The sequence below is a fragment of the Mycobacterium sp. genome, assembly GCF_035314905.1.
In the GTDB taxonomy this organism is placed as follows: domain Bacteria; phylum Actinomycetota; class Actinomycetes; order Mycobacteriales; family Mycobacteriaceae; genus Mycobacterium.
Genome location: NZ_DATFYW010000181.1, coordinates 1 through 23,470, shown reverse-complemented (window position 1 = coordinate 23,470; position 23,470 = coordinate 1). Strand labels below are relative to the sequence as shown.

Sequence of the window (23,470 nt, the reverse complement as noted above, 5' to 3'; positions counted from 1 at the left end):
GTGAAGCCGACCGCGCCGAGCACCCCGAAGCCACCAGCCTTGCTCACCGCGACGACGACGTCGCGGCAGTGTGTGAAGGCGAAAATCGGAAACTCGATCCCGAGCTCGTCGCATAGCGGTGTGTGCATGCCTGCTCCTTTGATGGGGCGGTAGGCGAACTGAAACGTGTTCTAGTTTATAACTCGGCCGGCCCAGAAGGTATCCGGGCCGCCAATTTGGTGCGTGGGCCTACCCCAGACGACGACGTGGCCCTGCTGACCCTGACCGACGGCCGGTAGGCCGTCGCGTTCTCGTCTAATCTGGGGGCGTTGCGTCCGGTGAAGCCCGTCACCCGCGTGACCGACGTAGGCTAAGTTCGGCATCGATCAAAATTCAGCTCTTGCCAGGTTCAGCCCGCAGCCTCGCGAGCGCGACATGAGTGCGCGCGTCGTCTGTCGCGAACCGCGTACCCGACCAGAGGTGAACGTTGAATCAACAAAGTGAAGCGACCACCGGGAGCGCCGCGGCTGCGTCCCAACCGACGAACTGCGTGGTGACCGAACGGTGGATCGACCGCACCGTCGTCGTGTCTGCATCCGGTGACATCGACATGCTCAGCGCACCTGCGCTCGAGGAGGCCATCCGCTCGGCCCTGGGCAAAGACCCCGCGGCACTCGTTGTCGATTTCTCCGCCGTTGAGTTCCTGGCGTCGGCCGGAATGGGCGTTCTCGTGGCCGTGCACGACGAGGTGACCCCAAACGTCGACTTCTGTGTGGTCGCCGACGGGCCGGCCACAAGTCGCCCGCTCAAGCTCGTCGGCATCGCCGACATCGTCACGGTGTATCCCACGCTCGACGAGGCGCTGGCAGGCCCGAAGGCATAGAACGCGCATCGACGGTTATTCAGACAACTGCCATGATCGATTCCATGTCTTCGGCCGATGTCGCCAATGCTGAGCGCTTCGAGCGCATCGGGATTGCCGCCGACGCGGGAAGCGCTGCGCGCACCAGGGAAGAGTTCGCCCGATGGCTGCACGAGTTCTTCGATCTCGATCCGATACGGACAAGCGACGTCGTGCTGGCGATCAACGAAGCGTTGGCCAACGCCGCGGAGTTCGCCTACCTGCTGGCCGACCGCCCGGGCACGAAGGATCTGCAGGCACGCTACGACACAGGCGGCGCGAGATTGACGGTCGTAGTTTCCGACAACGGGTTGTGGCGCATCCCGGGTCGAGGCGCCGACACCCGCGCCCGTGGCCGCGGAATCCCTTTGATGAGGGCGCTTTCGGATCGGACGACGATCGAAACCTTATCTGGCGGTACGCAGGTCCGCCTGGAGTGGCGCGGCGTTCCCCGGCCCTGAGGTCGCCTCGCGGAATGCGCTGACCGGCCCGGCGTGAACTTGCTACGGTGTCGCCCGACAGATAGCGGCCATCCCTCGTGAGGAGACACGCGTGGCCATCCGCGTCGCCCACATCGGCACCGGGAATGTCGGTCGGCTGGCGTTGACCGAACTCGTCACGAATCCCGCGTTCGAACTGACCGCCGTGTGCGTGTCGTCCGATGCCAAGGTAGGCGCAGACGCCGGCGAGCTCGCCGGTCTGGACGTCTTCACCGGGATCGCCGCCACCAACGACCTGGAAGCCGTGCTTGCCGCCAAACCCGAATGCGCCGTTTACTGCGCGATGGGTGACAACCGGATGCCTCACGCACTCGAGGACTGCAGGCGCATCCTGGCGTCGGGCATCAACGTTGTGGGCTCCGCGCCGGTGGTGTTGCAGTATCCCTGGCAGGTGCTGCCGGATCAGTACATTTCACCGCTGCAAGAGGCGGCGCGGCAAGGCGATTCGAGCTTGTTCGTCAGCGGCGTCGATCCCGGGTTCGCGACCGACCTGATCCCGCTCGCGCTGGCGGGGACGTGCCAGAGCATCGAGCAGGTGCGCTGTATGGAGATCGCCGATTACGCCACCTACGACGGGGCCACCGTCATGTTCGACGTCATGGGCTTCGGCAAGCCGCTCGACGAGGTGCCGATGCTGCTGCAGCCCGGTGTGCTGAGCATCGCGTGGGGGTGCGCCATCCGGCAGATGGCGGCGGGACTGGGGATCACCCTCGACGAGATAACCGATTCATACGTCCGAGAGCCTGCTCCGGAGGCCTTCGACATCGCCGCAGGACACATACCGAAGGGCAGCGTCGCAGCGATGCGATTCGAAATCCGAGGCATCGTCGATGGTCGATCCGCCATCGTCGTCGAACATGTCACGCGATTGCGGGAGGACCTACGGCCCGATTGGCCCCAGCCCGCCCAACCCGGCGGCTCCTACCGGGTCGAGATCGTCGGGGAGCCGTCCTACGCGGTGGACATCTGCCCCAGCAGCCGCAAGGGCGACCACAATCACGCCGCCATCGTCGGCGCGGCGGGGCGGATCGTCAACGCCATCCCGGCGGTGGTGGCGGCACCGCCGGGAATCAGGACAACACTGGATCTGCCGTTGGTGACGGGAAAGGGCCTGTACGCAATTGGAACAGGTTCTAGTTCTCGTGGTGGCGTGCGGTAGCCTGCCCGTCATGGGACGCGTGGACGGAAAAGTTGCACTCATCAGTGGCGGCGCCCGCGGCATGGGTGCTTCGCACGCACAACTGCTCGTGGCGGAGGGCGCCAAGGTGGTGATCGGTGACATCCTCGATGACGAAGGCAAAGCACTGGCCGATGAGCTGGGCGAGGCGGCCCGTTATGTGCACCTCGATGTCACCCAGCCGGATCTGTGGGAAGCGGCCGTGTCGACGGCGGTCGGGGAATTCGGGAAACTCGACGTCCTGGTCAACAACGCGGGCATCGTCAGCCTCGGTCCACTCAAGACGATCAACCTGGCCAAGTGGCAGAAGGTCCTCGACGTCAATCTGACCGGCACCCTGCTGGGCATGCAGGCGGCCATCGACCCGATGACGGCCGCCGGCGGCGGCTCGATCATCAACGTCTCGTCCATCGAGGGGTTGCGCGGCGCCCCGTGGGTGCACGCGTATGTGGCCTCCAAGTGGGCCGTTCGGGGTCTCACCAAGTCCGCGGCGCTCGAGTTGGCACCACAGAACATTCGAGTCAACTCGATTCATCCGGGTTTCATCCGCACGCCGATGACGAAGCACCTACCCGAAGACATGGTGACCGTTCCGCTCGGACGTCCCGCCGAACCCAAAGAGGTTTCGACGTTCGTGCTCTTTCTCGCCAGTGACGAGTCGTCCTACGCGACAGGAAGCGAATTCGTGATGGACGGCGGCGTGGTGGCCGACGTCAACCGCAAGTCGTTCTAGCGTCGGCCACCGTAGGTCGCAGGATAAGCGCTTTCTTCGGTGCCGAAGCGAATGCCGGTGGCGTCCCTGCCGATGAACGTCAGGAACGCCACGACGATCAATCGAGCCGCATCTCGTTTGCCGCCTGGAACGCGGCGCAGCTGGTGATCCTGATGCCGCACCGCGGCGCGCGAATCCGGTTCCGGGCCATGCGAAACGCCGCATCGGCATCGCCGGTGAGCTACTCGGCGGGCGGCAATTGACGCCGGCCGCGAGGTAATTCGCGCGGCCCGTCGCGTTGCGTCAACTCCGAACCGCGCTCACGGCCGGCCATCCCCAACGGCGGATCGTGACCCGCGTCCGGGGTCCCGACGATTGACGAGTCCGCCCGGCTGGCATCGACCCGCGTGTCGGCTGCCACGGACCGCGGTTGCCGCGGCAGGTCGGTGTCCTGCTCGGAGTGAACAGTCACCTTGTGGGTCCGCTTGAGCGTGAACGTGATCTCCTCGACCTCTTCGAAGACCTGGCGGGCGGCACGCAATGGCTGGGTCGTGGTGTCGACCGCGCGGGCGACAAAGGGCGGCACCAGCGGACGGATCCAGCGCGCAGCGGCCTTGGCCACCTCCGGAATCGACGGCACGAGCGGGGAGCCGCCGTCGCCACCGTGCTGATCTGCGGGGTGAACCCGTGCGGGCAGATTCTCCGGCTCGTCCGCGGCCGCGGCTGCCCGGCTGGCGGCTTCCGCTTCGGCGGCGATCGGCAGGTAGATGTCCTCATCGACGGTCTCTGGTTCCCGCCGCGACGTGGCGTGGACCCGACCCTGCAGCGCCTCGGCGACCTGACGCCGATACCGAGCCCGGTCGATTTCGGTCTGGGCCTCGACGGCGAGGCGGGCAGTGGCCAGCTGCTGCTCGGCCCACAGTGCTTCGGCGGCAGCGCGAACCTGCGCACGCTTGACCGCGATCGCGGTATCGGCCTGTTGCTCGGCTTGGTCGCGCTCCGCTCGTGCGGCGGTGCTGCGATCGTGCGTGGTCTCGCCGCGCCAGAGCCGGATGATCAGCGGCAGCAGGCTCAGCAGGGCGAAGAATCCGATCATGACCAACTGCAGGAAAAGCACACCCGCGGCGGGCATCCCGTCGTGCATCGCGAGCCAGCGTGCGCCCAGGCCTCGATCCGCGCCGGCGATCGCGGTCTGTCGTGCCTGCGCAAGCGCCTGCTCACCGCCGGCGATCCCGGCGTCAAGCCCGGGCGCCTCGCGGTCACGGGCGGCCAACGCGTCGTCGAGTTCCCGCTGCGCATCGGCGAGGAGGTCGTTCGCGGTTCGCGTTTCGGGGCCGGCGCCCGGGACTCCGGTGATGCGGGTCTGGGGGCAGGCCGGTGTGGGGTTGTACTCGCAGCGTGCGACGACCAGCGCTTCGTCACGGTGCCCGCGAGCCTGCCCGACCGCGTTGTCCAGCGCCGCGCGAGCGGCACGTGTGCGGTCGAAATCGGCAGAAGCCTGCAAGACGGCCGGCGCGGAGCCGGCGTTGCGGGCTGCCTGCTCATCGAGGCGACGATCGATCGAGCCCCACAGGACGACCAGCGCGGCGAGCTGTCCGACGACCACACCGACAGCCACCCCGACGGCACCGCGTCCGCCGATCGAAGGCCAGCCCCGCGCCGGGCCCGCGGCGGTGGCGCGGGTCACCGCGCCGACGAGTATCCCGAAGACGAGGGTGATCGCGAGGACCGCCGGCGTCGGCCAGTGTGTCGATCCGGCCACCGCCAGGGCCGCGACGAGCCAGGCCAGCGTGGCGTCCAGCAGCACGACCACGCCGGCGATCGCGTGGCTGGACCGCTCGTGACGCTCCGCGAGCTCACGCCGGTCTCCACCGCCGAGCCAGGTCAGCACCGCTTCAACGCGAGAACCGGCAGGGGGGTGTTCGCGCTCTTTTTCGGCGCACATGGGCACTCCAGACATCTCCAGGTTCACTCAGCCTGACAGGACACCACGCGACACACCGAATCGGGAAATCGGTGTGTGGCGCGGTTCACAGTCCTACCGCGCCGGTGCGGGGGTGCGATAGGCGAATTCTCTCACAGGCGTGCTGGTTTGCCGAAAGTAGGTATTTCGCAGAGTCTTTGGTTGTTTCGCGCCGCGTCGCCGAGTGGGAAACCAGCGGTGCCGAACGCCACCAGCGCGAGGGAGGGGCACCCACGCCGAGCTCCATCGTAGCGGCCAACCATGCGTAATCTCTTGCCGGTGAGCGCACGCGCGGGGATCGTCGTGACAGGCACCGAGGTGTTGACCGGACGGGTCCAGGACCGGAACGGTCCGTGGATCGCCGACCGTCTCCTCGAGCTCGGGGTCGAGCTTGCGCACATCACGATCTGCGGCGACAGGCCGCGCGACATCGAGGCGCAGCTGCGCTTCCTGGCAGAAGAGGGTGTGGACCTCGTCGTCACGAGCGGCGGGCTCGGGCCGACCGCTGACGACATGACGGTCGCGACCGTAGCGCGGTTCTGCGGCCGCGAACTGGTATTGGACGCTGAGCTGGAGAACACCATCTCCGAGATCCTGAGGCGCCTGATGGCGCGCTTCGCCGATGTCGACTTCGATGCCCTGCGCGCCGCCAACCGCAAGCAGGCGATGATTCCGTCCGGCGCCGACGTCATCAACCCGGTCGGAACCGCACCCGGGGTGGTCGTTCCCGGCAAGCCGACAATCGTCGTGCTGCCGGGGCCGCCGCGCGAGCTTCAGCCGATGTGGCGGGCCGCCGTGGAGACCGAGGCCGTGCGGGAGGCGATCGCCGGTCGGACGCGATACCGGCAGGACACCGTGCGGATGTTCGGACTGGCCGAGTCCGGCCTGGCCGAGACGCTGCGCGACGCCGAAGGCCGGATAGCTGACTTCGCGCGGCTCGAGATCACCACCTGCCTTCGGCGGGGGGAAATCGAGATGGTCACCCGCTACGAGCTTGACGCCGCGGACGTGTACGCGCAGCTGATGGAACTCCTGCGCGCGCGCCATGGACGCGAAATCTTTTCAGAAGACGGCTCCCGTGTGGACGACCAGGTCGCAGCGCTGCTCGCCGGGAGACGTATCGCGACCGCAGAGTCGTGCACCGCGGGCCTGGTGGTGGCGCGCCTGACCGAGCTGCCGGGTTCGTCCTCCTACGTCGCCGGCGGGGTGGTTGCCTACGCCAACGACGCAAAGGTAGAGCTGCTCGGCGTCGACCCGGCGCTGATCGAAGCGCACGGCGCGGTGTCGGAGCCGGTCGCCGAGGCGATGGCCGAGGGCGCGCTGCGCCGCCTCGGCGCGGACACCGCGGTCGCGATCACCGGGATCGCAGGTCCTGGCGGCGGCAGCGACGACAAGCCGATCGGGACGGTCTGCTTCAGCGTGAAGCTCGACGGCGGCCAGCCGCTCACCCGCACCGTTCGGCTGCCGGGCAATCGGGCCGACATCCGTGATCGCTCGACGACGGTGGCCATGCACCTACTTCTTCGCGCACTCAGCGGCGCGAACGGCACTGCGGTCGGATAGGACTCGTTCGCGCGAGATCAGTCCTGCTGCCCCACGGCGGCGAAGTTCACGGTCGCCGTCGCCGCGACCTCGCCGTCGTTGCCTCGGAAGATGTCGACCTGGACAACGACGGACCGCCGCCCCGTGCGCAGGATCTTGGCCACTGCCCGCGCCGGCCCGATCTTGATGGGCCGCAGATACCGAATGAATAGATCGGTGGTCGCGATTCCGTTGCCGAACGGCGTGCTCCGAGCGGCCAGTTGGCCCGCCGTCACGTCGGCCATGGTAGCGATCAGCCCACCCTGAAGGCCGCCGGCCGTGTTGACAACCCGCTCGTCGACGGGCATCTCCATGATCAGGCTGGCGTCGCCGGACGGCACCTCGCGCAATCCCAGTTGATCGAACAGGTCTCTCAGCGACCTCGGGGCCGTCATGGTTCCTCCACGCGTAGTGTCGACCGCTGGCCGCGCCTTGGGAGAATCAGATTACCGGTCTGCCCAGCGCAGTCGCTCGCGCCAACTGATTAGAGTGTCCAGCCCTGTCGAGCGGATGTTCCGGGCCGCCGCTATCGTGACCGCGATGGCCGAAGACCGCGCCGCGGTTCAGACACAGGGACAAGGCGCGGCCTCATCGCAGGCACAATCGATCAAGGAATGGCCCGGGCGCGCCGAGTGCTCTAATGCGAACCCGCCCAGAATGTTTCATTGCGCATCGCAATGCGCCAGCCATGGGTGGTGCGCCGGGTTACCATCCCCCAATGGCGGTCCCGAGGACGATCTACGCGACACATCCGCGTTACGCCGAACACGATTTTCCCCGACACCCAGAGCGGGCAGAGCGGATCCGGGCGATCTGGCGGGGCTTGGACGAGAGCGGTTTAGCCGCGCGGATGGAATCGCTGCGGGCCCAAGCCGTCGACACAGACCTGGTGCTGGCTCTGCACACAGCCGACTACCTGGACTTGCTGCGCCGCATCAGCGCCGCGCCGGGCACCACGTTCCTCGACGCCGACACGTATGCAGGCCCGGACGCACTGACTATTGCGATGTTGTCGGCCGGCGGCGCGGTCGGTGCGGTGGACCGAGTGCTCGGTGGAGCCGCCGACAACGCGTTGGCGGCGATCCGGCCGCCGGGGCATCACGCGATGCCGGATCACGGCATGGGGTTCTGCCTGCTCGGAAACGTAGCCATCGCTGCGCATTACGCCCGCAGTCAATACGCGATCGAGCGTGTCCTGATCGTCGACTACGACGTCCACCACGGCAACGGCACCGAAGCGATGTTCTACGACGATCCATCGGTGCTGTACATCTCCACCCACCAGTACCCGTTCTATCCCGGCACCGGTGCGGCAACCGACATCGGCACAGGGCCGGGCGAAGGCTACACGGTGAACATCCCCCTGCCGGCCGGAAGCGGCGACACACATTACGCGGCCGTCTTCGAGCAGATCCTCTGGCCGGCCGCCGAACGATTCCGCCCCCAGTTGGTACTCGTATCCGTCGGGTTCGACGCCTACTGGGCGGACCCACTCGCGGGTATGCGGCTGAGCTTGAAGGGCTATTCGCATCTCGCCAAAGAAGTGATGGGCATGGCGCAGCGGTTCAGCGACGGCAAGGTCGTCTTCGCGCTCGAAGGCGGCTACGACCTGGATGCGCTGCGCCACGGCGTCAGCAACGTGGCGCGCGTGCTGCTCGGCGACGCGACGGACGATCCGCCGGGCGCGCCGCCCGGCCCGCAGCCCGACCCGGACATCTCAGCCCTGCTCACGCTGCTGAAGAAGCTGCACGGGCTCAGGTAGGCCAGGCCCGTGGAATGCGGGGACTGCGCCACGCCGTAGCGGCGCTCACAACTGCGGTATCACCGTCGACGCCAGTAGTTCGAGCGTCTGGTCAGATGCCCGGTCGTGTGTGAACAACACCACCTGCTGAAAACCCATCCCCTGCAGTTGCCTCAGCCGATCGACGATGACGCCGGCCGTACCGACGAGGCCGCCTTCGCGCAGACCGAACCCGGGCCCACCAAATCGCCGCTCGGCGATCTCGCGGGTCTTCGGCAGCGACGCATCATCGGGTGCAAGTGCCATCACCGCTTCGACCGACAGCACAATGCTGGCCGGATCACGGCCAATGTCTTTGCAATTCGAACGCAGCACCGACAGCTTGTGCTCAAGCCGGCCGAGCGCATAGGTCGGCACATTCCACACGTCGGCGTAGCGCGCGACCAAGGGCAGCGTGTACTTCTCACCGACTCCTCCCACGATGATGGGAGGACGCGGGCGTTGCACGGGTCCCGGGACGATCGGCATCTGCCGCACGGTGAAATGCTTGCCCGTGAAGTCGATCGCTTGATTCGCGAAGGCCTGGGTCAAGATCTCCAGCGTCTCCGCCAACCGCTCGGACCGGTCAGCGAAGGTACCCCAGTCCAGGCCCGTCCTGCGGTGCTCGTCTTCGATGGAACCGCTGCCGATGCCGAGCTGCAACCGTCCCGCCGACACCTGATCGAGAGTCGTCACCATCTTGGCCAGTACCGCTGGGTGGCGAAACTGGTTGCAAAGCACCATATGTCCGACACGGAGATGGTCGGTGCGGCTCAGCAGCGCGGTGGCAAGTGTCCATGCTTCCAGCGACGGCATCTCGGGCATTCCCGGGCCATACAAGTGGTCGTAGAGCCACAGTGAGCCAATGCCGAGCTCCTCGCAGCGCAGCGCGCGATGCAGGACTTCCTGGTAGGAGAACCTGATCTGGGGCACGTACACACCGATGTCCAGACCGGTCATGACCGCAGCTCCAATCTTCCGTGGGTGATGACCGCGGCGCGGCCGCAGGCCGCCTCGAACGCGAACGATTGTTCGTTGATGCGGTAGGCATTCACCGTCAGGTCGGCGCCCAGGGGTGTCGGCGACGCAAACCGCACCGCCACCCGGCGAACCTGGCCGGGGTCGCTCACGCCGACGAGGGCCAGAACCCGATGGGTGCATATCGCCATCGTGCACAGGCCGTGGGTGAACACGAAGTCGAAGCCAGTCGCCCGCGCCGCGTTGATGTCGAAGTGGTGGGCCGACCAGTCACCGGACACCTCGGCGTAGCGGGTGGCCAGGTCCTCGTCGATGTGGTGGGTCGCCGACCCGATGGGACTGCTTCTGGCCGACACGGGCAAGCGATGACCGTCGGGCATCGATCCCAGATCCGCCATCGCCGGTAAACCGAGCAGAACTGTGGTCCACCATTGTTCGACCGCCACCGCGCCGTGGGCATCGATCTGTTGAATGTGAAGCACAACTGCGGCTCCCGTCCGGGTCGTCCGCACCGCCGAAATCTCTGACCAGGTGTCAAGCGACTCGTCGGGGCTCAACCGGCGATGCAAGACGATGTCGTGCTCGCCGTGCACCCCGCCGCGCGCCTGTTGCCAGGCGGCCGCCGGCACGTCGCCGTTGGCTGCTTGTTGCGCACGAAACGCCAGGACGACGGGGAAGACGGCAGGCACGGCCTCGCCGGTCAACACGGCGGCGGTCTCATCGCCGGTGGCGGCCACGTGCGCCGCGATGCGCCCGGCCGCGAGCCGGCCCGGAAACGGGCCGTGCCGCGAGGGGTCAACCGCGATCTCGCTCATGACCGGCTTTCGTCAGTGATCCGTCGGCAGGCGCGCGACGTTCTCAGCATGCCCTCCGCGACCTTGGCACGTTTGATGATTGCGACGGCGCCGGCTAACTGATCGGCACGACGACCGGCGCGGTGTTGTATCCCGAGACTCTCACCCAATTCGCGGACTGCCCCGCCGTCGGTAGCACACCGCGTACTTGGACTGTCTCGCCGGGAAACACCGTCACGTAGTTGTCGTCGTACTGGATCGGCAGGATCTCGTCGCCATCCGGCGTGGACGTGATTTCAGCACGTTCGAAGAACGCGATGTGTGCCGTCGGGTTGTGCAGCCGTATGACGACGCCGCTGTTGTCGTCATCAAAGGTCTGCTGGGCAGTGACGTCCAGCGGCACGGGTGGCATGTAGTTCACAGGGGTCATGTCCGCCCAGCTCACCTGCTGAAGGTCAAATGCTTGGTCATTCTCCGGATCGCCGACATCATCTGGCCGCTGAGACTGCCAGTAGACGTTCTCGGCAACCACCTTGCCGGTGGTGTCGAGCAATTCAGCGCGAACGAAGAAGACGCCGGAGTCTTCGGCTTCGGGGGGCAAGGTCATGGCTTGAACGGCCGCGCCGGAGCTCACACTCACACCGTCGGCCGTGCCATCATCGCGCAGGGCGCCGTCCAGGTCGTAAACACGGACGCGCACCCGCAGGTCTTTCTGGTCGCTCTGGGTCTGATTAACGACGGTGATCTTCGCCTGGCGGTGATCGCCTGTCGCATAGGAATCGAAGACGACCGACAGGGGCCGCAGACCCTTCTTCGCGCCGTAATAGGCCCCGCCGGGCCGCAGATAGTAGTCGAAGAGGTTGCCGAAGAAGGACGGCCAGTGGTTGTTCAGCATCCAGTAGACCGTCATCTTGTGGCTTGCCCACCCGTTCGCGGCGAACGCCTCGAACTGGGCACGAGTGGATTCGTAGTGCGCCAACTGGGCTTTTTCGGCAAACATCTCTGCGCTGTTGGACGGACCGTAGCGGAGATCCACCGCACGCCTGATACTGGTCAACCTGGCATTGTTCGGGTCCGAGCCGGCATGGAAATACCAGGTGTCATTGATTGGCCACAGCTTGTCGGGTGGAATGAACTTCCTGAGGCTCGCGAACGGCGGGACATGTTCGTTATCGCCCTGTTCGGCGGTAGCACCCGAGGTGGCGCCGTAGCGCCCGCTAAACCAATACGTCGGTGGTCGCCAGCTGTAGGGACCCGCCATGTCGATGCCGTCCCATTCCGGCGCGCCATCCTTGTCTTTGGCAAGGGTGGACACCGTGTCCACGGTCGCGTTCTGCCAATGCAACGCCCTCAGGATCGCGTTGTATTTGGCGCGGATCGGGGGCGGGGGGAGTCCGTCGCTGCCATTGGCCCAGACGAAAACCGAAGCGTGGTCGCGAAGCATCAGTATCTGCGAGCGCAGGCTGTCCTGTGCCACGCGCTGATCCTCCTCGTTCCACTGGTCCCACTTCTCCCACTGGTTACAGCACATCCAGCCGAACATGAGCGGGATCCCCAGTTCGTCGGCCGTCTCGACGAGATGTTCGCTAGTGAGTTTGCCCTCCAGGCGCAGCATGTTGAGGCCGAGGTCCTTGGCGTAGCGCAGTATTGCGGTTTCGCGGTCGGGGTCGTACTTGAAGAGCAGGTCGGGCGTGTACGTCGCTCCGCGTACCAAGAAGTCCTTGCCATTGACCGTGAGATAGAAGTCACCGCCGTTCGGCGCGTCTTCTTCGTCGCGATGTTGTGAAACCTGCCGGATGCCGAAACGAACATCGGTTGAATCGCTGAGCCGGCTGTTCACCAGGAAGTCCAGCCGAAGGTTGTAGAGGTTGGGCGCGCCCATCGTGTAGGGCCACCAGAGGTCGGGGTTCCCGACCGTCAACTGCGCGAACTTGTCGGGCGTGAAGCTCACCGGACGGTTCTGGCCGCCGGAAAGTCTGATCGGCTGAGCCACCTGAATGCTCGGTTTTCCCGGCCGGGTGATCGTCGCACGAAGGACGCCGCGAACGGGCTGCGCAGAGTAGTTATGTACGTTCGCCCGAATCGTCAGTCGGGCCGAATCGGTCCGCGGCAGCGGAAGTTCTGAAGTCACAAGGGCCGCACCAAGTTCCACGGCACCCGTGGCTTTCAGATATACCGGTTTCAAGATTCCGGCGTTACGGTCCGGAACAAACGAGTTTCCATTCGCAGGATTCTTTCCGGGTCCCTGATAGCCGAGGTAATTCCAGTTGATCCAGTCGTACCAGCTGTCCGCGAGTTCGACACCGTCGATGTCCTGAAGTGCCCGCTCGGGTGTGACCTTGACGGCCAGGGTATTTGATGCCCCGGGCACGATCCACGGCGTCACGTCGAGCTCGTGAGCGTTATACATCCCCACCACCTGGTCGCTGTCGGCTACCAGATGGCCGTTCAACCAGATCTCGCCGCGGTAATTTATTCCGGGAAACTCCAGTTGGTAGGTCGTGCGCCCCTCCGGCGCGCTAAACGTCGTGCGGTACCACCAATCCTGCTTGTAGAGATCCTGCGGCACTTCATTGACGAGATTCTTGCCGACGTACAAATTGGGATAGAGGTTGTTCTCCCGCAGAACCTCGAGCACGGTTGCCGGCATTCGACGGACCTTGTACCAGGCGGAGTCGTCGTAATCCGGAACCGAGATCGCCGCACCGTTCGCCGACAACCCATCGGCAGGAGACAGTTTCCAATTGTCGGCCAACTCAAGCTTTTCCGGCGGGTCAGAACCGGCGAAAACCGGGTAGGCGCCCGCGCACAGCAGCAGCGACAAGGAGATGGAGATCTTGACGAGGATCTTCAGAACGTCATTTCGACTCCGCGCACCCAGTGCGGCGCTACGTAGCGCTCGAGTCATCATGCCGCCGGCCGTTCGTCACAGTAAACAATGGTGAGGGCCCGCGCCGGCCCATCCCGGATAGTAGGGGACGCGCACCCGCCACGCGCACCCAGGATTGGATTGGTCTGCCACGTACGCCAGGCGACTCGCGGCCGTTTTTGCCTCTGATCGGCGCACCTGCGAATCAGCTGCAAGGTTCCGGTGGCCGTACCGCCGGGTAGCGCCGGCGGCCACAGCGACTCAGAGGAACGAACGGACGAACCGGAGAACCTCGTCGGCGGCCGCGAAGCCGCCGAGGTGGCTCTCCTGGGGGCGCAGGACCAACTCGGCGTCGGGCAAGGTCGCGGCCGCCGCCTGCGCGCCGCCGAGCGGCACAATGTGGTCAGCGTCGCCGTGCCACCACACGACGGGCGCCTTGACGTCTGCGAGCCGGAAGCCCCAGTCGCGGCCGAACAGCCGGGCGTCGTCGACGATGGCCTGAAACCGACCCCTCGCGACAAGGACGAGGTCGTCGAGGAACATGCCTTCCATCTCGGGGTCGGCGAGGACGCGCCGGTCACCTTCGGGCGTGGTGCTGGCGTAGGCCCGGCAGCCGTAGTGGCCGAGCGGAACGATCGGCAACACCACCCCGGCCACCAGCGCGGCCAGCGGCCGCCGCAGGCCCGACAGTATCGGCGCGAAGCGGCGGGCCAAGTCGATGGCGCCGGTAGCGGCGGCGTCCGGCCCGACCGACGGCACCACCCCGCCCAGCACGGCTACCGCCGCGACCCGGCCGGCCAGCGGCGGCACCGCGGCACACGCCATCGCGAAGGGTCCACCACCGGAGAGCCCGACCACGGCCAGCCGTTCGGCGCCGAGCGCATCGGCCACGTGGGCCATGTCGGTGGCCCAGTCGGCTACCGCCTCGTAAACGTGAGCGTCGGACAAGCCGCACCCCGGCCGCTCGACCAGTACGACGCGGAGACCGAGCTTTTCGGCGGCGCGACGACCGAGCAGTGGGAACTGCCGCCGGCCGCCCGGCGTGCCGTGGAACCACAACACCACCGAGCCGGAGGGGTCGCCGTACTCGGCGTAGCCGAGCCGCCGCCCGTCGGGGAGGTAAAAGCGGCCCTCCGCGCGCGGCTTCTCGACGCGGGGCACGCGGAATGGGTGGCGCCAGGGGTTATACGGGCTCATCGTTCTGGACAGCAGATTGTAGGCGGCGCCCGCCCCGATGTCGGCGAATTCGACGTCAATGCCGATCGAGCCGCACGGCCGCCGGGCCAGCCGTGTCCGGCAGTATCGCGACGACCCTCACGACGCGGTAGGGCCTCGGCGGCACCGCCCTCAAACTCCTGCTTGCCTCCTCGTTTCTGGGCATGTTTCCGGTCGCGACCCTGGGCAACAGCCAAGCGGCCCCTCGCTGATACCGTGGTTGCCTGGTGAGCAGGGCTTTTCGGTTCGGCGTCAGCATTGCCGGCGTGCCGTCGTCGCGCGCCGTCCTGACCAAAGCCGCCGCCCGGTTCGCCGGGCTGGGATTCGATGTCCTGCTCATCCGCGACCACCTCGACACACCGGCACCGCTGCCCTTGCTGCTCGCCGCGGCCGAGGACACCACGCTGCGGCTCGGCACCTACGTCCTCAACGCCGGCTTCTACAAGCCGGCCCTCCTCGCACGGGACGCCGCCACGGTCAGCCAGTTGACAGGCGGCCGGCTGGAACTCGGTCTCGGCGCGGGCTATGTGCGCGAGGAGTTCGAGGCAGCCGAGCTACCGTTCGGCGGCGCGGCGAGCCGCATTCGCCACCTCGAACACATCACGTCATATCTCAAGCGCGAACTGCCCGGTGTGCCAATCCTGATCGCGGGTAGCGGCCAGCAAGTCCTCGGCGTGGCGGCGCGGCACGCCGACACCATCGGACTCACCGGCACCCCTGCCGGGCTGACGGGTTCTGATCCACTTGCCGAGCGCATCGCGTGGGTCCGCCGGGCAGCCGGTGACCGGTTCGGCGACCTGGAGTTGAACCTCTCGATCACGGCCGCGCCGACAGGAAACTCGACGGTTCCGGATCTGTCACTGGTCCGCCGTTTCGTCCCCGGGTTGCCCGATCGGAAGCTGCTGGCGCTCCCCGGCGTGTTGTCGGGATCGGCCCGCGAAATCGCCGACACACTGCGCGGATACCGCGAGACGTACGGCGTGACCTATTTGAGTGTCCCTGCGGCTCTCGCGGATACCTTCGCAACTATCATCCCGGAGTTGCGGTGATGGCCGGGCCACGTTGACTGCTGTAACGACGGGATCGGCCCGTGTTCATCGATGCTGTTGCGGCGTGTTGGAACCGCACGCGCGAAGGCATCTGCCACCGTTGAGGTGGAAGCGCAATTGCCGATGACCTCACCGAGGCGGAAGCGATGGACAAGTTCACCTGTACGTGCTGCCAACTCGATCACCCGTGCGCCCAGCTGCGTCGGGCAGCGTTCGTCGACCACACACCGCAAAGGCTGTGTCCTCTTTGTGAGATGCACCAGGGCAACCACCTGGCCAGGGCCGAGAACCATGAAGCCCGGCTGCGCCTGCGTCTGGCCGCGGCAAACCGACGGGCCGCCCGGATGGCCGACCTTCATCAGTCCCGCGCCGACGGCGCCTGCAGCTGCGGCGAACGAGAATGCGCCACCCGTGTGGTGCTGTCGGACCCGTGGCTCAACGGCCGCGTCGCTGCCGGTGAGCTCCGCGACCAGTCCGCCTAGGTCAGGTCCTCGTCCGGGGAGTTGCGGGCATGGGATGGTTCACCGCACCTGAGTACTGGTTCGGCAGGCTGGTGCTCGACCGCGGGGTCGCGACCGTCTATCTGATTGCGTTCGTCGTGGCCGCGACGCAGTTCCGGGCGCTCATCGGCGAGCACGGGATGCTGCCGGTGCCGCAGTTTCTGGCGCAACGGTCGCTCCGCAGGACGCCGAGCATCTTTGCGCTGCACTACTCCGATCGGTTCTTCGCCTCCGTTGCCTGGCTGGGTGCGGCGCTGGCAGCGGCGATCGTTGCGGGTGCGGCCGACCTGGTGCCGCTGTGGGCGGCGATGGTGATGTGGCTGGTCGTATGGCTTCTGTATCTGTCGATCGTCAACGTCGGCCAGACCTGGTATGCGTTCGGTTGGGAATCCTTACTGCTGGAGACCGGATTTCTGGCGATCTTTCTCGGCAACGACCGGACAGCACCGCCGGTGCTGGTGATTTGGCTGGTGCGCTGGCTGCTGTTCCGGGTTGAGTTCGGTGCGGGGTTGATCAAGCTGCGAGGTGACCCGTGCTGGCGGGACCTGACGTGCCTGGACTATCACCATGAGACACAGCCGATGCCGGGCCCGCTGAGCTGGTTCTTCCATCACCTCCCCAAGCCCCTTCATCGGGTGGAGGTGGCGGGGAACCATTTCGCGCAGCTCATCGTGCCCTTCGGCCTGTTCGCGCCGCAGCCAGTGGCGAGTGCGGCCGCAGCGATCATCGTGATCACCCAACTGTGGCTGGTACTGTCGGGCAACTTCGCGTGGCTGAACTGGCTGACAATCATGCTGGCCTTCAGCGCGATCGACGACGCTTCGGCGGCAACGTTGCTGCCGCTGCCCACGCCGCCCGTGCTGCACGCACCGCCGTCGTGGTTCGCGAGCCTCGTCATCGCCTGCGCCGCGCTGGTCGTGATCCTGAGCTACAAACCGGTGGGCAACCTGTTCTCCAAGCGTCAGCACATGAACATGTCCTACAACCCCTATCACCTGGTCAACAGCTACGGCGCCTTCGGCGGCATCAGCCGGGTACGCCAGGAGGTGGTGATCGAAGGCACCGACGAAGCCCATATCACCGACCGAACGCGTTGGCAGGAATACGAATTCAAAGGCAAGCCGGGTGCGCTGCGCCGGCTGCCACCCCAAATCGCCCCGTACCATCTGCGCCTGGACTGGCTCATGTGGTTCGCGGCGATCTCCTCGCGCTACGCCCAGGGCTGGATGGGGCCCTTACTGGAGCGCCTGCTGCAGAACGATCCGGCGACACTGCGCCTGCTTCGGCGCAACCCCTTCCCGAAGTCCCCGCCACGGTACGTTCGCGCGCAGCTCTACCGGTACCGCTTCACCACTGCGGAGGAGCTGCTGCGCGATCGCACGTGGTGGCATCGCCGTCTATTGGGTGAGTACCTGCCGCCCGTGAGCCTCAGGAGGGCGTCCCCGCCGAAGCCCGGTGACTGAGCGCCCGGTTTGCGACCCGGATGGGGACAGCAAGGTCGTTGCCCGCCCGAAATCGGGGCGGCTAGCCTGCGGTGATGTCAACGGGAGCGCGGTTGGAGGCGGACAGTGGCACGGATGCAGGTGGCGATCCTCGATGACTATCAGAACGTCGCCATGGAGATGGCGGACTGGTCCCCGGTGGCCGAGCGCGCCGACATCACCGTCTTCAACGATCACATCTCGGATTCAGATGATCTGATCGAGCGCCTCGCCCCGTTCGACGTGGTGTTCGTGATGCGGGAGCGAACACCGTTGTCACGCAATATCATCGAACGACTGCCACGGCTGAAGATGATCGCATCCACGGGACCTTTCAATGCGTCGATCGACATGGCGGCGGCCAGGGAACAGGGGATACATGTCGGGACCACGGGAGGCAGTCTCGCGTCCACCGTGGAGCTGACGTGGGCGCTGATCCTGGCGGCTTCATGCAACATCGTGTCGCAGAGCGCGGCGGTGCGAAATGGCCAGTGGCAGACATCGGTGGGCCGCGAGCTGGCGGGCCGCGTACTCGGGGTTTTGGGTGTCGGCCGGATCGGGGCACGGGTAGCGCGGATCGGCGTCGCCTTCGGTATGGAGGTGATCGCCTGGAGCCAGAACCTGACGTCGGAGTCGGCAGCCGAGGCCGGCGCGACGTATGTCGTCAAGGAGGAACTGTTCGGCAGATCCGACGTGCTGACCATCCACTTGAGGCTGAGCGAGCGCACCACCGGCCTGGTGGGCGCCGCCGAGCTGGCAGTGATGAAGCCGACGGCGCTGTTGGTCAACACATCTCGCGGGCCGATCGTCGACGAGCCGGCGATGATCGACGCGCTTCGATCGGGGACTATCGACGCAGCCGCGCTCGACGTCTTCGACACCGAGCCGCTGCCGACCGGGCACCCGCTGCGAAACCTCGACAATGTGCTTGCCACGCCGCACATCGGATACGTTGCCGACCACAACTACCGCACCTTCTACCGCGACGCGGTGGCCGCCATCTCCGATTGGCTCGATCAGCGCCAGCACTGAGTGCCGCTGCGGCGCCGGCCGACGATCTTCAACCCGGGCCGGCGTCTCGCCCAGCCGACCAGGCGTTCTCATAGACCAGCTCCGAGAGCGGGCGTGCGGTTGTCCACCGTTCGATCTCCAGCATCGGCCGGTCCGGGAACTCGGGCACCGGCCCCAAACACAGCACCGCCACGGGTTCGGCACCTTGCGGTAGCGCCAACAGCCGCGCGAGCTCATCAGGGTCGAAAAGTGACACCCACCCCATCCCCAGACCTTCCGCCCGGGCCGCCAACCACATGTTCTGGATGGCACAGGACACCGATGCCAGATCCATGTACGGCATGGTGCGGCGGCCAAACACATGTCGTTCGCGGCCATCGCCCAGGGCCACAACCAGGAGCTCCGCGCATTCGAGAACGCCTTCGACTTTCAGAGCCAGGAACTCCTCCTCGCGGCTTCCCAGCGCGGCCGCTGTTCGACGCCGCTCAGCGTCGACCAATGCGTGGATCTCCTGCCGGCGTCGGAGATCCGTGATGCGGATGAACCGCCAAGGCTGCATGAGTCCGACGCTGGGTGCACTGTGGGCAGCTGTGAGCACGCGGCGCAGGACGCCTTCCGGTACCGCCGAGTTCACCGAGAAGCGGCGCATGTCCCGCCGCTCGAACATCACCTTGTAGATGGCTCTGCGCTCAGCCTCGGTATAGGCCCCGTCGGTCACCGCGCGCAGCCTACCTGCGGTCGACGGGGCCAGCGGCTTCAAGCGACGATCCGGCGCGAAGAAGCCGAAAATCGCCGGCGATGCCGAATGCTGTGCGGGATCAGCGCTCCCAGGCGTTCCAGAACGTGACGGTCTCCGGGGGTGGCCGGGAGGCGGGCTGAAAATCCGTGCCAATGGTGTAGGCCACCGGGAACAGTGCAGCCTGCGTCACCGTCGCGGGGATTCCCAGCAGCTCGGCCACCTCCTGCTCCTTAGCCAAATGCATTGTCGTCCAAACCGATCCCAATCCGCGGGAGCGAAGCGCAAGCAAGAAGCTCCAGGCTGCCGGGATGATCGAAGCCCAGGCGGAGGCGGCCACAACCGCGTTGTTCCCATCGAAGCGGCGCTGCAGGCACGGGATCACGTGGACGGGAACCTCGGCCAGCGTCTCGGTCAGTTCGAGAGCGCTGCGATACACGCGCCGGGTCTGCGGCTCGGACGCGCTCGCGGCGGCGTGCGCGAGATATTCGGCGCCGATGCTGCGATAGATGCCGGCGATGGCGGCGCGCTTGTCCGCGTCGGTGACCACCAGCCAGCGCCAGTCTTGCGCGTTGCTTGCGGTGGGCGCTTGCATCGCTATCCGGACGCACTCAAGGATCACGTCGCGACCGACCGGGCGGGTCAGGTCCAGGCGCTTGCGCACGGCCCGCGTCGTAGTGAGCAGTTCGTCGACCGACCCGATGTCCACGTAGTTGTGCCCGCCGCCGGCGACCGTGGCTCAAACGTCGATTGCGCAGGATTGGCCGACCCCGAGCACGGTCAAGGTGCGCCCGAGGCCGAGGAAGACGGCGACGCACAGCGTAAGGTCGAGGATCTCCTCGTCGGTGAACAGCGCACGCAGCCGCGTGAAGAACGCGTCGTCGATCGAGGCATGCTCAACGGCGAAGCGCTCGGCGTACTCGATTGCGAGGCGCTGTCGTGGTGTGTAGCCCGGGTAGGTGGCGTACGCGGCGACGTTTTCGTAGAGCTCCGGCGCGACGCCCGCGTCGAGCACCGACGGCGCACGGAAGTCCGAGCACGCGACGCAGTCGTTGATCTGGGCGATGCGCATCCTGGCCAGCTCTCGCTCCTGGGCGGGCAGGATGCTCTGTTGATAGGCCCCCCGGATCATCCGTTCGACCATACCGCCGAGCTGCGGCCGCAGGGTCCAGATCATCGCGGCCTCGCCACCTGGACCGTCCGGCACGTCAAGCCTGGCCATGAGCGAACTCCTGCGGGGTGAACACAAGTACCCATTGAGCAAACCAGATCGTCGTCGTGGCTGTCCAGGCACCTGCTGCGCCTGCAAGCAGCTGCGGAGACCGCCTAATTCGCTCCCGGCCCGCGGGCCGACGAGGATAGATGCATCACCAGCCTCAGGAGTTCGCCCGACACGCTCAGGCTGGCCCGTTAGGGTGCGCCGGCTCACCTGGTGTGAGAACGCTGCGGACGGCGCCGGTCAACGGACGGGAGGGGGAGCGGCTGCGCCATTCTTCGGCGCGGGTGCTGTCGGTTGCCAAACACCTTTGGACATGACATGGGTCACCTGCAGCCTCGCGTCAAGAACCACGAGGTCCGCGTCGAAGCCCACACCAAGGGTGCCGACGTGCTCGAGCCCCAGAGCGCGGGCGGGCGTCGTTGATGTCATCTGCACCGCCGCAGCCAGGGCGTCGTCGACAGACGGGCCAGCTCGTTTCATCACATTGCGAAAGAGCTGATCCATCGTGGCGGTGCTGCCGGCGATGGTCGACGTGCCACGTACCCGGGGCACGCCCGCGACGACCTCGACGTCGAGCCCGCCGAGCCGGAACGAACCGGCGGCCGAGCCCGCCGCGGCTATCGCGTCGGTGATCAGCGCCACCCGGTCCGGCCCCGCGGCGTCGATGACCCACCGCACCAGCGCGGGATGGAGGTGCACGCCATCGGCAATGAGCTCCACCGTGGCGCGGGGATCTTCCAGAAGTGCAAGCGCGGGGCCGGGCTCGCGGTGGTGCATCGGCGGCATCCCGTTGAACAGATGGGTACCCACGCGGGCTCCGGCTGAGATCGCCTGACGGGTCCGGTGATAGGTCGCGTCGGTATGCCCAAGCGCCACCACGACATCCGCGTCCACGAGGCGCCGCACCGCGTCGATGGCTCCATGAAGTTCCGGTGCCAGGGTGACCATCCGGACGGCGCCGGCAGCGGCCGCAAGCACCGCGTCGATCTCGGCGGGGTCCGGGTCGCGCAGCTGCCTCCGATCGTGGGCACCGCATCGCTCGGCGCTCAGCCACGGGCCTTCCAAATGGATGCCCGCCAGGGACGGCGCTTCGGCCACCACGGCCAGCGCACCCACCGCGGTGAGCAGATCGGCGGGCGAAGCAGTGACGAGACTCGCCAGCGTCGTCGTGGTGCCGTGCCGCACGTGGAACGCGGCGGCCCGGACGATGTCGGCGGGGATGCCGTCGGCGTAGGACGCGCCGCCGCCGCCATGCACATGCATGTCGACAAAGCCGGGAACCATGACAGCATCCGCGAATTCGACGTCCGATGGCCGAGCCGGCACGCCTTGACCGCACGCGACGATCCGCGCGCCGGAGGTCTCCAGCCAGCCTGGCCGGCACAGGCGCCCGTCGATCACGGCGGTGCCGGCGCAGATCAGCGTCACAACGTCTCCGTCACCCTGCACAACCCCCGCGGCTCCCCGGGATCAAAGCCCCGCGAGCCGCCGCGAGCTGCCGCACAGCGCCGCGTGGTCACTGCGTCCTGTGGCGTCGAGCCCAAACGGGCTCCGATCACGGCTGCTCACCAGCCGCCACCGACGTCGGCTCGGCAGGCCATCTGCCGCCGTTCTCCCAGAAGTGCCGGATGTCTTCCAGCTGGCGGCCTTTCGTTTCCGGCGCGAAGCGGTAGACGAACGCGAAGCTCGCCGCGGCGAGCACACCGAACACCGCGAAAGTGCCAGCCCCACCGAGCCGCTGAAGCATCGACAGGAAGAACGCGGCGACAATCGAATTCGCAACCAGATCCGATGTGAGCATTGCACTCGAGCCCATCGAGCGTAACCGGGCGGGGAAGCTCTCGCCCGCATAGACCCACACCAGCGCACCAAAACCGAACGTGAAGCCGACCGTAAAGAGCAACACTCCCAAAAAGCCCAATACCGTAAGCGCGCCGCCGAAATCGGCACCGAAGAGGAAGACCCCGATAAGCACAGCGTTAGCCGCGATCATCACGCCTATGCCGGACAACAAAATCGGTCGGCGACCCAGCCGGTCCACCAGTGCGAGCGACACCAACACCGCGATCAGGGCCGCGACCTGTACCAGTGCGGGCAACACGAGAAGCGCGAAGCGGCCTTTGAAACCCATCGCCTCGAAAAGGCGCGGACTGTAATAGACGATCGCGTTGATGCCGGTGATCTGGATGAAGAAGCCGAGTGTCACCACGAAGACGGTCGCCCGCAGGTAGGGCCGGCGCAGCATTTCGGTGAGCACGCCACCGCCCTGCTCTGCGAGCGCGCGGGTGATCTCATCAAGTTCTGCCTCGATGTCCGCGTCGGGGTCGGCCCGCTGCAGGGTTCGGCGCGCATCCCGCAGACGTCCCTTGAGCACATACCAGCGAGCGGTGTCGGGCATCCGCCACAACACCAGCACGGTCAGCGCCGCGGGTAGGGCGGCCAAGCCGAGCATCCATCGCCAATTGTGCGAGCCGGCCAGCACGTACGCCGCGAGGTAACCGATGATGATTCCGACGACCGTCGCGACCTGGTATGCGACGAGCAATGAACCACGTACCTTCGCCGGTGCGGACTCGGCAACAAAGACCGGCACAACCACCACCGAGACGCCAATTGTCAGGCCCAACAGAAACCGAGCTCCCACCAGCATCGGAACCGACACAGACGCCGCGCTGAGCAGCGCGAACGCGGCATAGGTGGCCGCCACCAACAGCATCGACTTCTGCCGTCCGATCGCATTGGCGAGCACACCGGCCCCGATCGCCCCGGCGATCTGACCGATGACGACCGCGGTCGTCACAAGTTCCTGGCGGCTCGTCGTCATACCGAATTCATCGGCGGCGAACAGCAGGGCGCCCGCGATGTTGGACAGGTCGTAGCCGTAGATGACGCCGACGCTTGCCGCGGTGACCCCCACCCAAAACCCCGGCCGCGGCGACAGTCGCAGTGCGCCGATCCCCACCATCGCGAAGGCCCTCTCGAGGCGATTTGGTCAAGAGTAATGCCGCCGCTGTCAGAGCCGACC

21 protein-coding genes and 1 pseudogene are annotated in these 23,470 nt (G+C 66.5%); 10 read left to right on the top strand and 12 right to left on the bottom strand.

What is annotated here, in order from left to right; genetic code table 11:
• Positions 1-128: pseudogene (locus VKG81_RS15740) on the bottom strand (nitronate monooxygenase); the annotation flags it as partial.
• A 401-nt stretch (positions 129-529) separates the two neighbouring features.
• Between VKG81_RS15740 and VKG81_RS15735 the strand changes: the two are divergent.
• The 4 genes from VKG81_RS15735 to VKG81_RS15720 all read left to right on the top strand — a co-directional run bounded on the left by VKG81_RS15735 (position 530) and on the right by VKG81_RS15720 (position 3,290).
• The gene (locus tag VKG81_RS15735) at positions 530-862 is read left to right on the top strand and encodes an STAS domain-containing protein (protein ID WP_414685295.1); all 333 of its coding nucleotides are present in this window, start codon (positions 530-532) and stop codon (positions 860-862) included.
• Positions 863-894: 32 nt separating this feature from the next.
• Positions 895-1,341, top strand: coding sequence for an ATP-binding protein (locus tag VKG81_RS15730; RefSeq protein ID WP_324397488.1), 447 nt, complete (start codon positions 895-897; stop codon positions 1,339-1,341).
• A 91-nt stretch (positions 1,342-1,432) separates the two neighbouring features.
• Positions 1,433-2,539: a diacylglycerol kinase gene (locus tag VKG81_RS15725; protein WP_324397486.1), complete on the top strand. Its 1,107-nt coding sequence runs from the start codon at positions 1,433-1,435 to the stop codon at positions 2,537-2,539.
• A 10-nt stretch (positions 2,540-2,549) separates the two neighbouring features.
• Positions 2,550-3,290, top strand: a complete 741-nt coding sequence (locus VKG81_RS15720) for a glucose 1-dehydrogenase (protein WP_324397484.1) — start codon at positions 2,550-2,552, stop codon at positions 3,288-3,290.
• A 220-nt stretch (positions 3,291-3,510) separates the two neighbouring features.
• On the opposite strand, the gene VKG81_RS15715 is transcribed toward VKG81_RS15720, so the two are convergent.
• Entirely contained in the window at positions 3,511-5,214 is a 1,704-nt protein-coding gene (locus VKG81_RS15715; RefSeq protein ID WP_324397482.1) for a DUF4407 domain-containing protein, read from the bottom strand.
• A gap of 297 nt (positions 5,215-5,511) precedes the next feature.
• Here VKG81_RS15715 and VKG81_RS15710 point away from each other — a divergent pair, with 297 nt between their 5' ends.
• Complete coding sequence (locus VKG81_RS15710; protein ID WP_324397480.1) at positions 5,512-6,795, top strand: competence/damage-inducible protein A; 1,284 nt, start codon at positions 5,512-5,514, stop codon at positions 6,793-6,795.
• A 17-nt stretch (positions 6,796-6,812) separates the two neighbouring features.
• On the opposite strand, the gene VKG81_RS15705 is transcribed toward VKG81_RS15710, so the two are convergent.
• Positions 6,813-7,208, bottom strand: coding sequence for a PaaI family thioesterase (locus tag VKG81_RS15705; RefSeq protein ID WP_324397478.1), 396 nt, complete (start codon positions 7,206-7,208; stop codon positions 6,813-6,815).
• Between the two features lie 323 nt (positions 7,209-7,531).
• On the opposite strand from VKG81_RS15705, the gene VKG81_RS15700 reads away from it, so the two are divergent.
• Positions 7,532-8,575 (top strand): histone deacetylase, encoded by a 1,044-nt coding sequence (locus VKG81_RS15700; RefSeq protein ID WP_324397476.1) that lies wholly within the window; start codon positions 7,532-7,534, stop codon positions 8,573-8,575.
• A 45-nt stretch (positions 8,576-8,620) separates the two neighbouring features.
• Here the strand turns inward: VKG81_RS15700 and VKG81_RS15695 are convergent, their stop codons facing one another.
• The 4 genes from VKG81_RS15695 to VKG81_RS15680 form a co-directional block, all read right to left on the bottom strand.
• Entirely contained in the window at positions 8,621-9,553 is a 933-nt protein-coding gene (locus tag VKG81_RS15695) for an LLM class flavin-dependent oxidoreductase (protein WP_324397474.1), read from the bottom strand.
• A complete protein-coding gene (locus VKG81_RS15690; RefSeq protein WP_324397472.1) occupies positions 9,550-10,386 on the bottom strand; it encodes a MaoC/PaaZ C-terminal domain-containing protein in 837 nt (278 codons plus the stop codon). Before VKG81_RS15690 ends, VKG81_RS15695 begins: the two co-directional genes overlap by 4 nt.
• A gap of 94 nt (positions 10,387-10,480) precedes the next feature.
• A complete protein-coding gene (locus tag VKG81_RS15685) occupies positions 10,481-13,189 on the bottom strand; it encodes a glycoside hydrolase family 2 protein (RefSeq protein ID WP_324397470.1) in 2,709 nt (902 codons plus the stop codon).
• 306 nt (positions 13,190-13,495) lie between these two features.
• Positions 13,496-14,431, bottom strand: a complete 936-nt coding sequence (locus VKG81_RS15680; RefSeq protein WP_324397468.1) for an alpha/beta hydrolase — start codon at positions 14,429-14,431, stop codon at positions 13,496-13,498.
• A gap of 245 nt (positions 14,432-14,676) precedes the next feature.
• Between VKG81_RS15680 and VKG81_RS15675 the strand changes: the two genes are divergently transcribed.
• The 4 genes from VKG81_RS15675 (at position 14,677) to VKG81_RS15660 (ending at position 18,511) form a co-directional block, all read left to right on the top strand.
• Positions 14,677-15,498 carry a TIGR03621 family F420-dependent LLM class oxidoreductase gene (locus VKG81_RS15675; protein ID WP_324397466.1) on the top strand — a complete coding sequence of 274 codons (822 nt, stop codon included), beginning with the start codon at positions 14,677-14,679 and terminating at the stop codon, positions 15,496-15,498.
• A 254-nt stretch (positions 15,499-15,752) separates the two neighbouring features.
• Positions 15,753-15,980 (top strand): hypothetical protein, encoded by a 228-nt coding sequence (locus VKG81_RS15670; RefSeq protein WP_324397464.1) that lies wholly within the window; start codon positions 15,753-15,755, stop codon positions 15,978-15,980.
• 29 nt (positions 15,981-16,009) lie between these two features.
• Entirely contained in the window at positions 16,010-17,461 is a 1,452-nt protein-coding gene (locus VKG81_RS15665) for a lipase maturation factor family protein (protein WP_324397462.1), read from the top strand.
• A 114-nt stretch (positions 17,462-17,575) separates the two neighbouring features.
• On the top strand, positions 17,576-18,511 hold the full coding sequence (locus tag VKG81_RS15660; RefSeq protein WP_324397491.1) for a D-2-hydroxyacid dehydrogenase family protein: 936 nt from the start codon (positions 17,576-17,578) through the stop codon (positions 18,509-18,511).
• 28 nt (positions 18,512-18,539) lie between these two features.
• Here VKG81_RS15660 and bluB read toward each other — a convergent pair whose 3' ends face one another.
• The 5 genes from bluB to VKG81_RS15635 form a co-directional block, all read right to left on the bottom strand.
• On the bottom strand, positions 18,540-19,208 hold the full coding sequence (gene bluB, locus VKG81_RS15655) for a 5,6-dimethylbenzimidazole synthase (protein ID WP_324397460.1): 669 nt from the start codon (positions 19,206-19,208) through the stop codon (positions 18,540-18,542).
• Positions 19,209-19,308: 100 nt separating this feature from the next.
• Positions 19,309-19,935, bottom strand: coding sequence for a nitroreductase family protein (locus tag VKG81_RS15650; RefSeq protein ID WP_324397458.1), 627 nt, complete (start codon positions 19,933-19,935; stop codon positions 19,309-19,311).
• A 30-nt stretch (positions 19,936-19,965) separates the two neighbouring features.
• Positions 19,966-20,448, bottom strand: coding sequence for a carboxymuconolactone decarboxylase family protein (locus VKG81_RS15645; protein WP_324397457.1), 483 nt, complete (start codon positions 20,446-20,448; stop codon positions 19,966-19,968).
• Between the two features lie 237 nt (positions 20,449-20,685).
• On the bottom strand, positions 20,686-21,873 hold the full coding sequence (gene nagA, locus VKG81_RS15640; RefSeq protein ID WP_324397455.1) for an N-acetylglucosamine-6-phosphate deacetylase: 1,188 nt from the start codon (positions 21,871-21,873) through the stop codon (positions 20,686-20,688).
• A 127-nt stretch (positions 21,874-22,000) separates the two neighbouring features.
• Positions 22,001-23,410: a sugar porter family MFS transporter gene (locus tag VKG81_RS15635; protein WP_324397453.1), complete on the bottom strand. Its 1,410-nt coding sequence runs from the start codon at positions 23,408-23,410 to the stop codon at positions 22,001-22,003.
• Positions 23,411-23,470 lie beyond the last annotated feature (60 nt).

Bases quoted from the DNA above. Each gene is read 5' to 3' on its own strand.
- VKG81_RS15730 (WP_324397488.1), top strand. From the start codon at position 895: ATGATCGATTCCATGTCTTCGGCCGATGTCGCCAATGCTGAGCGCTTC.
- VKG81_RS15695 (WP_324397474.1), bottom strand. From the start codon at position 9,553: ATGACCGGTCTGGACATCGGTGTGTACGTGCCCCAGATCAGGTTCTCC.
- VKG81_RS15690 (WP_324397472.1), bottom strand. From the start codon at position 10,386: ATGAGCGAGATCGCGGTTGACCCCTCGCGGCACGGCCCGTTTCCGGGC.
- VKG81_RS15670 (WP_324397464.1), top strand. From the start codon at position 15,753: ATGCACCAGGGCAACCACCTGGCCAGGGCCGAGAACCATGAAGCCCGG.
- VKG81_RS15645 (WP_324397457.1), bottom strand. From the start codon at position 20,448: ATGGCCAGGCTTGACGTGCCGGACGGTCCAGGTGGCGAGGCCGCGATG.
- VKG81_RS15665 (WP_324397462.1), top strand. From the start codon at position 16,010: ATGGGATGGTTCACCGCACCTGAGTACTGGTTCGGCAGGCTGGTGCTC.
- VKG81_RS15660 (WP_324397491.1), top strand. From the start codon at position 17,576: ATGCAGGTGGCGATCCTCGATGACTATCAGAACGTCGCCATGGAGATG.
- VKG81_RS15635 (WP_324397453.1), bottom strand. From the start codon at position 23,410: ATGGTGGGGATCGGCGCACTGCGACTGTCGCCGCGGCCGGGGTTTTGG.
- VKG81_RS15720 (WP_324397484.1), top strand. From the start codon at position 2,550: ATGGGACGCGTGGACGGAAAAGTTGCACTCATCAGTGGCGGCGCCCGC.
- VKG81_RS15705 (WP_324397478.1), bottom strand. From the start codon at position 7,208: ATGACGGCCCCGAGGTCGCTGAGAGACCTGTTCGATCAACTGGGATTG.
- VKG81_RS15715 (WP_324397482.1), bottom strand. From the start codon at position 5,214: ATGTGCGCCGAAAAAGAGCGCGAACACCCCCCTGCCGGTTCTCGCGTT.
- VKG81_RS15700 (WP_324397476.1), top strand. From the start codon at position 7,532: ATGGCGGTCCCGAGGACGATCTACGCGACACATCCGCGTTACGCCGAA.
- VKG81_RS15680 (WP_324397468.1), bottom strand. From the start codon at position 14,431: ATGAGCCCGTATAACCCCTGGCGCCACCCATTCCGCGTGCCCCGCGTC.